The organism is Bradyrhizobium neotropicale, from assembly GCF_001641695.1.
GTDB classification, from domain to species: domain Bacteria; phylum Pseudomonadota; class Alphaproteobacteria; order Rhizobiales; family Xanthobacteraceae; genus Bradyrhizobium; species Bradyrhizobium neotropicale.
The window spans coordinates 1-11743 of sequence record NZ_LSEF01000033.1; the positions used below are offsets into that span (position 1 = coordinate 1).

At 62.3% G+C, this 11743-nt stretch carries 16 protein-coding genes; 7 read left to right on the forward strand and 9 right to left on the reverse strand.

All coding sequences use genetic code 11. The features are described 5' to 3' along the window. Window positions 1–80 precede the first annotated feature (80 nt). On the forward strand, window positions 81–1286 hold the full coding sequence (locus AXW67_RS08115) for an integrase core domain-containing protein (protein WP_063677366.1): 1206 nt from the start codon (window positions 81–83) through the stop codon (window positions 1284–1286). 523 nt (window positions 1287–1809) lie between these two features. On the opposite strand, the gene AXW67_RS08120 is transcribed toward AXW67_RS08115, so the two are convergent. Further along, a complete protein-coding gene (locus AXW67_RS08120) occupies window positions 1810–2100 on the reverse strand; it encodes a hypothetical protein (RefSeq protein ID WP_430648705.1) in 291 nt (96 codons plus the stop codon). A 174-nt stretch (window positions 2101–2274) separates the two neighbouring features. Here AXW67_RS08120 and AXW67_RS08125 point away from each other — a divergent pair, with 174 nt between their 5' ends. Beyond that, a complete protein-coding gene (locus AXW67_RS08125) occupies window positions 2275–2739 on the forward strand; it encodes a GNAT family N-acetyltransferase (RefSeq protein WP_063677449.1) in 465 nt (154 codons plus the stop codon). A gap of 51 nt (window positions 2740–2790) precedes the next feature. Here the strand turns inward: AXW67_RS08125 and AXW67_RS41685 are convergent, their stop codons facing one another. Further along, window positions 2791–3057, reverse strand: coding sequence for a hypothetical protein (locus AXW67_RS41685; protein ID WP_145927482.1), 267 nt, complete (start codon window positions 3055–3057; stop codon window positions 2791–2793). 428 nt (window positions 3058–3485) lie between these two features. Here AXW67_RS41685 and AXW67_RS08130 point away from each other — a divergent pair, with 428 nt between their 5' ends. After that, entirely contained in the window at window positions 3486–3821 is a 336-nt protein-coding gene (locus AXW67_RS08130) for a GYD domain-containing protein (protein WP_027551030.1), read from the forward strand. A 724-nt stretch (window positions 3822–4545) separates the two neighbouring features. Here the strand turns inward: AXW67_RS08130 and AXW67_RS41690 are convergent. From AXW67_RS41690 to AXW67_RS41695, 4 genes are all read right to left on the reverse strand, one after another. Next, complete coding sequence (locus AXW67_RS41690) at window positions 4546–4719, reverse strand: hypothetical protein (RefSeq protein ID WP_201723650.1); 174 nt, start codon at window positions 4717–4719, stop codon at window positions 4546–4548. 34 nt (window positions 4720–4753) lie between these two features. Next, window positions 4754–5089 (reverse strand): hypothetical protein, encoded by a 336-nt coding sequence (locus AXW67_RS08135; RefSeq protein ID WP_245283865.1) that lies wholly within the window; start codon window positions 5087–5089, stop codon window positions 4754–4756. 152 nt (window positions 5090–5241) lie between these two features. Next, entirely contained in the window at window positions 5242–5460 is a 219-nt protein-coding gene (locus tag AXW67_RS08140) for a hypothetical protein (RefSeq protein WP_245283866.1), read from the reverse strand. A 330-nt stretch (window positions 5461–5790) separates the two neighbouring features. Then, on the reverse strand, window positions 5791–6003 hold the full coding sequence (locus AXW67_RS41695) for a hypothetical protein (protein WP_210183970.1): 213 nt from the start codon (window positions 6001–6003) through the stop codon (window positions 5791–5793). Between the two features lie 345 nt (window positions 6004–6348). Here AXW67_RS41695 and AXW67_RS08150 point away from each other — a divergent pair, with 345 nt between their 5' ends. Next, window positions 6349–6534 (forward strand): hypothetical protein, encoded by a 186-nt coding sequence (locus tag AXW67_RS08150; protein WP_027551034.1) that lies wholly within the window; start codon window positions 6349–6351, stop codon window positions 6532–6534. Window positions 6535–6783: 249 nt separating this feature from the next. Further along, window positions 6784–8070, forward strand: coding sequence for an NRAMP family divalent metal transporter (locus AXW67_RS08155; RefSeq protein ID WP_063677451.1), 1287 nt, complete (start codon window positions 6784–6786; stop codon window positions 8068–8070). A gap of 153 nt (window positions 8071–8223) precedes the next feature. On the opposite strand, the gene AXW67_RS08160 is transcribed toward AXW67_RS08155, so the two are convergent. Further along, the gene (locus AXW67_RS08160) at window positions 8224–8412 is read right to left on the reverse strand and encodes a hypothetical protein (protein WP_027551036.1); all 189 of its coding nucleotides are present in this window, start codon (window positions 8410–8412) and stop codon (window positions 8224–8226) included. 175 nt (window positions 8413–8587) lie between these two features. On the opposite strand from AXW67_RS08160, the gene AXW67_RS08165 reads away from it, so the two are divergent. Further along, window positions 8588–9802 (forward strand): mandelate racemase/muconate lactonizing enzyme family protein, encoded by a 1215-nt coding sequence (locus AXW67_RS08165; protein WP_063677452.1) that lies wholly within the window; start codon window positions 8588–8590, stop codon window positions 9800–9802. A gap of 2 nt (window positions 9803–9804) precedes the next feature. Here AXW67_RS08165 and AXW67_RS08170 read toward each other — a convergent pair whose 3' ends face one another. Both AXW67_RS08170 and rocF read right to left on the reverse strand, forming a co-directional pair. Further along, window positions 9805–10095 carry a hypothetical protein gene (locus AXW67_RS08170; RefSeq protein WP_063677453.1) on the reverse strand — a complete coding sequence of 97 codons (291 nt, stop codon included), beginning with the start codon at window positions 10093–10095 and terminating at the stop codon, window positions 9805–9807. A 123-nt stretch (window positions 10096–10218) separates the two neighbouring features. Next, on the reverse strand, window positions 10219–11196 hold the full coding sequence (gene rocF, locus AXW67_RS08175) for an arginase (RefSeq protein ID WP_063677624.1): 978 nt from the start codon (window positions 11194–11196) through the stop codon (window positions 10219–10221). 284 nt (window positions 11197–11480) lie between these two features. On the opposite strand from rocF, the gene AXW67_RS08180 reads away from it, so the two are divergent. Then, a complete protein-coding gene (locus tag AXW67_RS08180; RefSeq protein ID WP_027551040.1) occupies window positions 11481–11741 on the forward strand; it encodes a hypothetical protein in 261 nt (86 codons plus the stop codon). The last annotated feature ends 2 nt before the right edge of the window (window positions 11742–11743 follow it).

Genomic DNA, 11743 nt, shown 5'->3' on the forward strand with positions numbered 1-11743 from the left:
TGAGCGGCCCGAGACATAGGTGACAGAACGTACCGGACACATGGGTTACACTTTCCGCTTTTGTTCTGCGGGAGGTGTGGATGCCGTGGAAAGCGAGTTCGGTAATGGAAGAGCGCCTTCGCTTTGTCGCCCGGCTTCTGGATGGAGAAGCCATGGCCGAGGTCTGCCGGGAGTTCGGCATCTCCCGCAAAACTGGCTACAAGATTTTCGATCGTTACAAGGAGCACGGGCTTGAAGCGTTAAGCGACCGCTCCAGGCGGCCGATCCGTTACGCCAACCAGCTCCCGCAGCAGGTCGAGACCCTGATCGTTCGGCTGAAGGGCGAGAAGCCACACTGGGGCGCCCGCAAGATCCGCGAGCTCCTGGTGCGACGGCTCGACGGCGACGTCCGGGTGCCGGCCAAAAGCACCATCCATGCGATCCTCGACCGCCATGGCCTGGTCAAGCGCGGCTGCGTGCCGCGCCACCGCGCGCACGGCACGCCGCTGTCGCAGGGCACGCTTGCCAACGATCTGTGGTGTGCCGACTTCAAGGGCGAGTTCAAGCTCGGCAATGGCCGATACTGCTATCCGCTGACCGTCACCGACCATGCCTCGCGCTTCCTGCTGCTCTGTGAAGCGCTGGATTCCACGCGGGAAGATCCTGCCATTACTGCCTTTGAACGGCTGTTCCGCGAGCGCGGTCTGCCCTTTGCCATCCGCTCCGACAATGGCGTGCCCTTTGCCAGTCCAAACGCGCTGTTCAACCTCTCGAAGCTGTCGGTGTGGTGGCTCAGACTCGGCATTGCGATCGAACGCATCAAGCCGGGCCATCCGCAGCAGAACGGCCGTCACGAGCGCATGCATCTCACGCTGAAGAAGGAGGCCACCCGGCCGCCGGGGTTCAACAGCTTGCAGCAGCAGGCACGCTTCGATGCCTTCCTCCGCGAGTTCAATTCTGAACGTCCCCACGAGGCGCTCGACATGAAGTGCCCCGGAGAGCTCTACACAGCCTCAACCCGCCGCTACGATGGTCTGCCGGAACTCACATATCCGTTCCACGACCGCGACGGTGTCATCACCGCCTGCGGCCGCCTCTGCCTCCATCGCAAGAAGATCAACATCTCCACCGTGCTGGCCGGCCAGAAGCTCGGCATCAAGGAAGTCGACGACGGCATTTGGCTCGTCAGCTTCATGCATTACGATCTCGGTTACTTCGACCTCGAGCAAAAGACCTTGCAACCCCTCGACAACCCGTTCGGCCCGAAGCCCGCCACCCATGTCTCAAGTACGGCCTCGGCGCTCTGACCGAGACGCGCTTTCCTGCATTCTTGGCATGGTGGCCAGTTGCTTGGCCGCGCTGAGCCGTCACCCCCCCGAAGCCCGCAGGGGCGCGGCCTTTGCCGCGCGGGGTTGACGGCGAAAGCGCGGACCGAGCAATAATGGTCATGCCATGAACGCGTCTCGCCGTAACACACCAAATCGGATGCGTTGCGCGTCGGCGGGATCGACCTGGAGTAAATGACCTTGCAACCAATCGGCAACCCGCTCGGCACGAGGTTGTCACCTATGTCTTAGGTACGATCTGTTACCGATGTCTTCGGTCTGGACATCCTTGGTCACGCCAACGCCGAGCGACTTGAACAGTGGAGCGGCGTTCCGCGACACGGCACAGAACCAAATGGCTACCCATCACCATCGAAGAATGTCGCAGGTCGGTCGATATCTGTAATGACCTCGTTGGCAGTGTCGACGATATGAATTCTGTACATGGCTCATCGCATGCTAGAGAGAACCTCGAGCGAGCGAATTAACAGCCGTCACCGCGCGTTCACTTGCTGAGCATAACCTTGATACCCAACAAGACCGCACCAGCCACTCCGGTGACGATGACAGTGATCACGGCCTTGAAGGTGTAGCTCTGCGCCTGTTCGATGCCCTTCCGCCAGCGGCGCAAATGCTGGAGATCTGCCCTGACTTCTTTTCGGTCATCGTCTTCGATCCCAAAGGCGGCCAGCACCGATACCACTGCTTTCAGCACGATCGCGTCGACACTCTTCTGAAGCTTCTGCTGTTCGGCCAGCGTTTCGATCACTATCGTCCGGATATCGTCGTCGCGCATGTTCACCGCTTAAGGATTCTTGCCACGTTCTGAAATAAGGGGAGGGCACGAGATGGTCGTGACTGCGGCAAATCCGCCAAGGCATCCGTCGAGCCGAGGCCACAATTTGTCGCCCCTGCCCATCAGACGCTCGCAGATCCCGATACGCCCCGGCAAAGACAGCAAGGCCAACCCATGTTCGAAATCCGCAAAGACGATCTCTCCAGTGAACCGACGCGGCGCCTGCTGGCGCTGCACCTCGCGGCCATGCATGCGAACTCGCCACCCGAAAGCGTCTATGCGCTCGACCTGTCGGGGCTGAAGGCACCAGGCATCACCGTCTGGTCAGTCTGGCAGGGCAATGAGGTGGTCGGTATCGGCGCGCTCAAGGAGCTTGGCGATGGCTGCGCCGAGGTGAAGTCGATGCGAACTCATCCCGATCATTTGCGCAAAGGCATCGCGGCGCTGCTGCTGGCGCACATCGCAGGCGAAGCCAGAGCGCGCGGGCTGACCCGCCTCAGCCTCGAGACCGGGAGCGGCCCCGCCTTCGAGCCGGCACTGGCGCTCTATCGCAAGCATGGCTTCGTCGATGGCGAGGCTTTCGCCGACTACCAGCCGAGCGCCTTCAATCAATTCCTCCACCTTCAGCTTTTTGCCTGAGCCTTCTCGCGAAGCTGCATCTCGTCTCTCAACCAACAAAGCAGGCCGGACTCACTTCCGGGGCTCAACGACTGTTTTTGTTGATCCCTCCGGTGCCGCCTGCATCCCCGGCGGGCTTTGACCTTGCGGGCTTTCCGGTGGCGCACCAGCCGATTTCGTGTCGAGCGGTCCGGTCCAGCCTTGTGGCTGCAATTGGCCTTTCTCTTCCGGCGCCGAGCGGCCGGTTGGCGAGTTCAAGTCTTTCTTCGCATCGGCCTGTGCCGTCGCACATCCGTACGACAACGCCCAGCAAATCGTCGTTATCAGAATGATCCGCACTACGACCTCCGCCTGTCTGATTACCAAACAGGCGAGGCCACCCTCAGTTCCTGTTGCGGCGGACGATCAAAACCGGTGGCAAACGATGTCTACGTTGGTCACAAGCGAGTCATTGGCGGTGAACGCCTGCAGCTCATCGACGGTACTTCGTTGCCATCGCATCTATCATCGCAGCGAAATCTCTCGTCGCGCGATCTGCGACGGTGCGACAGTTCGGCTCACAGGCTGCATGTCAGCTTTCTGCACGCCGGTTAGCTGGTGTATCGTGCGCGCGAGCCGCCAACGAGACGTGCCGAAGCCTCGTGAATTACTGGCGGCGTTTGTGCCCACGGCGGGCATCGTACTCCTCATTGTCAGATACGGCCGTCGTGACGAGCTCGTCACGGCACGAACGTCAATGGCCACTTTATTTTAACAGGAGAGTACTCATGCATTTCTGTCTTACCGGGCAATATACGCAACGCGCGCTCAACGCCATCCTGGAGAACCCCACGACCGATCGCCAGGAAGCGGCGAGAAAACTCATCGAGGCGGCCGGCGGAAAGCTGGTTTCGATGTACAGCGTCGCGGCCGACGGCCCTGGCGTCATGGTCATTTTCGACGTGCCCGATCCGACTGCGGCGCCAGCGATCTCGGGCCTCACCGTCACGGCCGGCACATTGCAGAACGTACATTTGACCCGGCTGTTCACGCAGGACGAGATCAAGCAGGTGCGCCAGAATGCGGCCAAGCTGCGTCCGTCCTACAGCCCGCCGGGCAGCTGAGCCTGAATTTCCGAAATCCGGACGGTAATCAGGTGCCAAAATAGGTCAGCATTGCACACAGTAGTTATCCGGAATTTTCCAACCGCTGGAAGGGCCTAAGCTGATCCTGCCGGGGCTGGATTTCATCCCGAAAGCGATTTCAACCGGCAAGGGGTCGCCCGCAAGGCGGCCCCTTTCGCGTTTGGGGGCTGCCCCCGGAATGCGCCGGATTTACCTGCTTTAATGCACGGCGGCTGGAAGCATGGATGATCACGGCGGCCTGTCGGATGAAAATTCGGCGGGGCACCTTGGCCCCAGCACTCCCAGCCCCTCATTGCCTACCCCAGGTGCTGGGGCCCTTTCGTTGGCGCGCGAGCCGCCTCTACCGAAGTCACTTCCCTTCGGCGCGTACGGAAAATGAAAAAAGGCCGCCAACCGGGGCGGCCTCTTCTTCATGTGCTTATCAGCATGCAGGCAAGGACTGTCGAAAAGACGCCCAATCCGACAATGGTGATCTTGAAAACGAGGACCGCTGCCAAGCTGACCTCCACTCTTTGCAAATCACACGAATCAAATCACTCGAATCGTACGCCTCGCTTCCCCATTCGCAACCAACCGGAGATTTGCACACAACCTCCAGGTTCAACCCAAGAGTTGGCGGCCCGGCAGGCCGAACCGCGGATCTCGATGAAATCGGACTGCCCCGGGGAGCGCAGGTCGCGATGAAAGACAGCCTGCTCGGTGCTCAGCGCCGTTTGCGGGGGCGTGCGGGCTGCGGATCATTCGGTGCCGGCGGCGGAGCGGGTTCGTAGCGCTCCACCAACAGCAAGAGGCGCCTTCTGATGAACGGGTCCGCCTGCTCTGCAAGATCGCGCAAGATCTTGGCACGCTGCCTGTTAAACTCGTCGTCCAGCATCATCGTCCCCACACCAAGGCCTGCAGAACGAAGCAGCTCAGCGCCGGACGGCACTTTCCAGGAATTCTGCAACAGAGCGCGGCACGTCGTCGTATTCGGAGAACCGCCGACGCACCTCGTCGGCGATATCGACCGTTACATCGCGCGACCATCCCTCGGCAGTGTTGAACGCCACGATGCGAACCGGGTGGCTGTAATGGTCTTCGAACAGCTGGCGGATCACCGCTTCGCGGTTGGTGCCTTCCTCATCTGCTTCGCACCAGGCGCGGCCAAGTCTGCCAAAGTCGTTCATGACCAGATAGACGTCATGGTCGGCACCTTGCGGCACGATGGACGGCGACCGAGGCATGCGCGACTCCTTCTTCACACACATGCTGGAGCCTGCCTCGCCAGCCGCATAGGGAGAATCGGAGGTACCCCAATTGGGATGCTCGCGTGATGCAAAGCCGGCGCGATCCGGTCCGCCGACATCCTGGACGAGCCGATCAGCGGGGCCCAGAGACGATACCGCGTCGGCGAGCCGCCCTACTCTTCCGCAAGCTTCCTCTCGATGTAGGCGTTCACCGTTTCAGCGAAGGACCGCTGCACGCCAGCCGCAGCACCATACTGGTCCAATGCGTCTTGCTGGAGAAGGCGCAGGCCGCTCTTGCGCGCACTTCCCGGCGTGAGGTTCAGAAACTCATTGATCGCACTTTCAGCCGCCGGGATCGCGCTCGGATCCCCCTTGGAGATCAGCCCGCGCAAAAGGCGCTGGCAATCGTCTAGACGTGGCATGACTTCAGTTCTGGCCGCGTGATGACTTCGGATTCGGCTTCTTGATGGGCTGCGTATGCGTCCCAAACAGCGCCAACAGAAACGCGACTTCTTCCTTCGAACCGACCTGGATCATGACTGTCTCCTTTTCGCTTCGTTTGGTCGAGCCGACGGCGAGCGGAGTTCAGAACTATCTGGTTTCAGATGTGTTTCAGATGTGTTTCGTCGAGAGGACAGCCAGCCAACACGCGGGAGCGCCACCTCTCGACCATCGCCTTATGATGGATCAAAGCGGCCGCCGACTGAGGCGGCCTGACCTTGTTACGAGCAAGGTTTCCCCGACATCTTTTGACGGGGCGTGCAGGTGGTCATCATCGGCCATTTCTGTCCGGCCATGCCTTTGCCGGATTGCTGCGTCGCGGCAGTGGACTTTGTCGCCCCGCTGGAAGGTGGCGCCGATTGCGCCGATACCTCCTGCGAAAGAGAGATAGCGAGAGCAGCAACGGCTATGACTGCAAGAAGGTTCTTCATCATGTGCTCCCTCTGTTTGAAGCGAGAGCACGCAACCACAGGCCGTGTCAGACCGCACTTTCTATTCGGTAGGTAATCCATTTGGCTGATGAACATCCAGCGCAGAACGCCGGCAGACAGGGCCCCCTGCAAAATCCAGCCTAGATTACGCGGGATCAAACTCCGATGATCCCGACGTTTTGCCCGACGGGTCAAACTTTATCCAAATGCAGCAAATCGGATTCGGCGGAATGAAATCTGTCTGCGTCATGCTGTCGGCATGCCCCTTCCGGCCGGCGCGGCATTCATCGCATCGGCGACGATGCGCCGGGAAGTGAGGACGCCAGGGCAACCGAGGAGAGATGGTCGATGTATTACGTCGCCGCCGCATTGCTGGTGCTGTCGGGACTGTTCTACTCGGCGAGCCATCACGAGATCGGCTCGTTCGGCGTCACCATGTGCACCTATGGCAGCGCGTTCTGCGAGAACCCGATGATCGTCTTTTCGGGCGCTGCGCTCGCAGCCGCCTGGGGCATGTTCGTCAGCATCAAATAGCGGCGGAGCTCCCTCCGCAGACATGACGAAGCCCGCAACCGGTGACGGCGCGGGCTCGATGGTCTTTGCGATGATGCCTGTCTACAGGTGTTTTGCCCGACGTGTCAAACCGGACATGGGCGCGCAACTGGTGCCGTTGCGCGCGCGTCGATGCATCGCAATGCGCCGGTTCGCCGTGGAACTATCATTCCCGCGCTGCATTTGATTCCGAGACTTCGCCGTTCCGGAAAAGAGCCGAGACGCCCCTCCATGCACGACAGCGCCCGCACGCCGACGAAATCCGCGCCGACGCTGCTGCAAAGATTGGGCCCAGGTCTGATCACCGGCGCGGCCGACGACGATCCGTCCGGGATAGCCACCTATTCGCAGGCAGGCGCGCAGTTCGGTTACGGGCTGCTCTGGACCGTGTTCTTGACCACGCCGTTCATGATCGCCATCCAGCTTGTGAGCGCGCGGATCGGGCGGGTCACCGGCAAGGGGCTTGCCGCCAACGTCATGGCGCTCGCACCGCGCTGGCTGGTGATCGGTCTCATCGCCCTTCTCGTCGGGGCGAACACCTTCAACATCGCCGCAGATATCGCCGCGATGGCGGAGGCGCTCTCGCTCGTCATTGGCGGGCTCAACCACGAGCACGCATTGATCTTCGCGGCCACTTCGACCCTGCTCCAGGTCTTCCTGCCCTACCGCCGCTATGCCCCGCTGCTGAAATTTCTGACACTGGCGCTGTTCGCCTATGTGGCGACGGCCTTCACCGTGGATATCCCGTGGAGCACGGCGCTGCTTGCCGCGGTGTGGCCGCAGGCGAATGTCAGCGCCGACTATTTCATGATGGTGGTCGCCGTGCTCGGCACCACCATCAGCCCCTACCTGTTCTTCTGGCAGGCGTCCCAGGAGGTCGAGGAGATGAACAAGGGCAAGCATCGTCGCCCGCTGCGCGAGCTTTCCCATGGCGGCGATCCGGAGCTCACGCGCATCAGGGTCGACACCACGGCCGGCATGCTGCTCTCCAACGGCATCGCCTTCTTCATCATCCTGACCACGGCATCCGTCCTGCACGCCAACGGCGTCACCAACATCAATTCGGCCACGGAAGCCGCCGAGGCGCTGCGACCGCTCGCCGGCGACTTCACCTTCCTCCTGTTCGCGCTCGGCATTATCGGCACCGGCATGCTGGCGATCCCGGTGCTGGCGGGCTCGGCGGCCTATGGCGTCGCGGAGATTCTTGGATGGCGCGCCACGCTGGAGGCGAAGCCGGACGAGGCGGTCGGCTTCTACACCATCATCGCGACGGCGACCGTGATCGGCTTCGGCCTCGGTTACACGGGCATCGACGCGATCCACATGCTGGTCTGGAGCGCCGTGCTCAACGGCATCGTCGCCGTACCGATCATGGTGATGATGATGCTGATCGTTTCGAGCGCTTCGCTCATGGGCCGCTTCAAGGCGCGGACATGGCTCGTCGCGCTCGGCTGGCTCGGCACCGCGCTGATGGCGCTCGCCGTCCTCGCCTTGTTCGGCCCTTCTGCGATCGGCTGACGAGGAGCGCTAGACTGGCGACAGCGCCGCCGAGATCTGCGAAGCGATGATGAACGCCGCAAACACGGCAGGCACGCTGATGAACCTCAAGAACTGGTCTATCGAAAGCATAGCTGTCATCCCCCAATGACAAAGCGCCTTCTGCCCCCGCGGCTACTGCACCCTTTGCGCGACGTGCTGATCCGCAGTCAGAAGCTGATCGGAAATGGCGGCCCCGCTCATGGTGAGCAGCGCCAGAATCGAAATCATGCCCAGAAATTTCATGGCCGGAGGGTCGGTGCCGATTGTGGCCAAAAACGTCAGAGCCTGGTTCAATTTCGGGACGGTCCCGGGAAAGATCATGGCTGTCCCCATCGAATTTTACGGGGTTATCCGACAAAAGGCGGCCGAAAAGCGCTCTCGGCGGCGCCTCTGCGGCCTTCACGACGGTCCGTCGTTAGCCTAACAGTTGCAGCTGGGGCCGGGCTTGCGACCGGGCCATAACAAAAACAAGGCCGGCCGGGCCGCAGGGAGCGACATGACAAGATCATCAAAAGCAACAAGTCTCGAAATCCTCGCCTGCGATGCCGGCTGGAGAAACTACCACTTCGTCAAGCTGACGACCGACGACGGCATCGTCGGCTGGAGCGAGTTTGACGAGGGTTTTGGTTCGCCCGGTGTCGGCGCTGCGATCCAGCGCCTCTCCGCCCGCGTGGTCGGCCAGAACGTCTTCCAGCACGAACGCATCCACGCCGAATTGTACGCGGCGACGCGGCCGGCCGCCGGCGGCGTGGTGGCGCAGGCGCTCGGGGCGATCGAGAATGCGCTGCTCGACGCCAAGGCGAAGTGTCTGGGCGTGCCCTGCTACGACCTGCTCGGCGGCAAGATCCGCGATCGCGTCCGGGTCTACTGGTCACACTGCGCCACTTGGCGGATCAATCATCCGGCCTGGTACAAGCCGCCGATCGAGAGCCTCGACGGCGTCAAGGCGATGGGGCGCGAGGTGCGTGAGAAGAAGTTCACTGCGCTCAAGACCAACATCTTCTCCTATGACGACGGCAAGCCGACGGGCTGGCGGCCCGGCTTCGGTTCGCCCTTCGCGCCCGAGATCAACGTCGACCGCAAGATCCTGCGCGACCTGCACATGCATCTCGAGGCAATTCGCGACGGCGCCGGTCCCGACGTCGACATCCTGCTCGACTGCAACTTCAACGCCAAGACCGAGGGCTATCTGAAAATCCTGCGCACGATTGCCGACATCGACATGTTCTGGGTCGAGATCGACAGTTTCAATCCCGAAGCGCTCGGCTACATCCGTCGGCAGAGCCCGCATCCAATCTCATCCTGCGAGACGCTTTTGGGCCTGCGCGAATTCCTGCCCTATTTCCGCGAACAGGCGATGGACGTCGCGATCATCGACACGCCGTGGAACGGCGTCTGGCAATCGATGAAGATCGCCTCCGCCGCTGATGCCTTCGAGGTCAACGTCGCCCCGCACAATTTCTACGGCCATCTCTGCTCGATGATGAACGCGCATTTCTGCGCCGCCGCGCCGAACCTGCGCATCATGGAGATCGATATCGATCGTCTGGCGTGGGATCGCGAGCTCTTCACCCACGAGCCGGAGATCCAGAACGGACATCTGGTCATTCCGGACCGGCCCGGCTGGGGCACCGAGCCGAACGAGGAGGCACTGCGCGCCCATCCGCCGAAGACGAGCGGCGGCCTTCTCAACTACGGTCGCAAGAGCTGAGCCTACGGCGTCACGGGATTCACGGTCGAGGACGTCTTGGGCCCCGGCCGCGCCGGCTCGATCCGCGATCTCGGGTCGGTCGGAAACACCTGGGCGCCCACGGCACGCGCCGCTTCGCCCGTGGTGTGATACATCGCGACATGGGCGGGCTGCACCTTCGCCCGGCTCCACGGCCCGTGGTCCACCAGCAGCATCGCAGCGATGGTCAAGCCCGCGACGATCAGTGCGATCACGCCGGGATGCCGGAGCGCCTCGTCGATAGCGATGCGATTCCTGATGCGATTTCGTTCCATCAAGATGACCTGAGTCGTTTCCTCTCGAGGTCAATTCAATTGCACCGCAGCGGGTTCCGCCTCCAGCGCGGGTTCCAGGCCGTTGGCACTCGCCCCCTCACGCGGGAGCGTTTCGCAATACCTTCACTCGCCCGGCGCAATCGCGTTGCTGGGCGTCGGCCGGTCGGTGATCTGCTGTCCGAACAGGCTGCCGATCAGCTCGACGGCGGTTCGCGCGGTGCGCCCGCGCTCGTCGAGGAACGGATTGAGCTCGACGATGTCGACCGACCCCACCAGCCCGGAATCGTGCAGGAGCTCCATGATCAGATGCGCCTCGCGATAGGTCGCTCCGCCCGGCACCGTGGTACCGACGCCCGGCGCGACGCAAGGATCGAGGAAGTCGACGTCGAAGCTGACATGCAGCACGCCGTTGCTCGCCTTGACGCGTTCGATCACGCGCCGGATCAGCACCGCGACGCCGAACTCGTCGATCTGGCGCATATCGGCCGCCCTGATCCGACGCGCACGCATCAGATCTTTTTCAAGCTTGTCGATCGAACGCGTCCCGAACAGATCAAGCCTGTCGGGAGCGATCGAGGCGCGTGGATCCTCGCCCAGGAGACCGTCGAGGCCCGGCTCGCCGCACAAGAATGCCGCCGACATGCCGTGCATGTTGGCCGTGATCGTCGTCTCCGGCGTGTTGTAATCGGCATGCGCATCCAGCCAGAGCACGAACAGCTCGCGCCCGCGCTCCTGCCAAAGGCGAGCCATGGCGTTGACCGAGCCCATCGACAATGTGTGATCGCCGCCCAGGAAGATCGGGATCGCTCCGGTCTTTGCGATCTCGTAGCCGCGGCGGCTCAGCACGCGCGTCCAGCGCTGGATTTCACGGTAGTGATTGGCCTTGGCGGGCGGCCGGTCGGCAAGATCCTCGATCTCGGCAACGGAGAGATCGCCGTACTCGACAACGTCGAAATCGAGGTTCTCCAGCAATGTCGCAAGGCCGGCAGTGCGCAGCGCCGCGGGTCCCATCAGGGTGCCACGCTGCGAGGCGCCCATGTCGATGGGCGCGCCGAGCAATGCGATGCGCCGGGCTCGATCCGTCATGGTTCGATCGGTCACGGCAGCCTCCTGGGTCAGCAAGGTCGAGCTTCGAGATCGTGCCTCAAGGTATTCCTTGGCGCCAGCCTAACAGAGATTCGTATCCGTCGTTTCACGGGGAGCAAGCCTCCGCATCGGAACAAAATCCCGTGCGCCGAATTGCCAGTCCGAGGCCGGCACCCGCCGTTCACCACGGCGCCTGTAGCGGATAGCCAAAGGTCGTTCCGACCCGCTGTTCAAGAATGAGCGCTCGCGCGGATAGCCAAAGGTGCCGGCTTCCATTGTCGAGCGTGGAGGTCGCGAGTTTGAGCACGGACATACCGCAACCCACTTCGCAGCCGGGCATGGCCGAGCGCGCCATCGACGCGGCAACTGACGTGTCGCGGACGATCGGCGAAGTCGCGGGAGGTCTGCATGCCGCCGTCGATCGCCTCACCCTTGCGATCGAGCAGGCACGAAAGCCCGGCCGGCCGCTCGCGACCGTCGCGGCAATTACGCGCGAAGCGCCTCTGGCCAGCCTCTTCGTCGCCTTCCTCTTCGGCGTTGCGATTGCGCGCCGGCGCTAGCG

Coding starts and splice junctions, on each gene's coding strand:
- AXW67_RS08115 (WP_063677366.1), top strand. CDS start 81: ATGCCGTGGAAAGCGAGTTCGGTAATGGAAGAGCGCCTTCGCTTTGTC.
- AXW67_RS08120 (WP_430648705.1), bottom strand. CDS start 2,100: ATGCGCGACGACGATATCCGGACGATAGTGATCGAAACGCTGGCCGAA.
- AXW67_RS08125 (WP_063677449.1), top strand. CDS start 2,275: ATGTTCGAAATCCGCAAAGACGATCTCTCCAGTGAACCGACGCGGCGC.
- AXW67_RS08130 (WP_027551030.1), top strand. CDS start 3,486: ATGCATTTCTGTCTTACCGGGCAATATACGCAACGCGCGCTCAACGCC.
- AXW67_RS41690 (WP_201723650.1), bottom strand. CDS start 4,719: ATGATGCTGGACGACGAGTTTAACAGGCAGCGTGCCAAGATCTTGCGC.
- AXW67_RS08135 (WP_245283865.1), bottom strand. CDS start 5,089: ATGTGTGTGAAGAAGGAGTCGCGCATGCCTCGGTCGCCGTCCATCGTG.
- AXW67_RS41695 (WP_210183970.1), bottom strand. CDS start 6,003: ATGATGAAGAACCTTCTTGCAGTCATAGCCGTTGCTGCTCTCGCTATC.
- AXW67_RS08150 (WP_027551034.1), top strand. CDS start 6,349: ATGTATTACGTCGCCGCCGCATTGCTGGTGCTGTCGGGACTGTTCTAC.
- AXW67_RS08155 (WP_063677451.1), top strand. CDS start 6,784: ATGCACGACAGCGCCCGCACGCCGACGAAATCCGCGCCGACGCTGCTG.
- AXW67_RS08160 (WP_027551036.1), bottom strand. CDS start 8,412: ATGATCTTTCCCGGGACCGTCCCGAAATTGAACCAGGCTCTGACGTTT.
- AXW67_RS08165 (WP_063677452.1), top strand. CDS start 8,588: ATGACAAGATCATCAAAAGCAACAAGTCTCGAAATCCTCGCCTGCGAT.
- AXW67_RS08170 (WP_063677453.1), bottom strand. CDS start 10,095: ATGGAACGAAATCGCATCAGGAATCGCATCGCTATCGACGAGGCGCTC.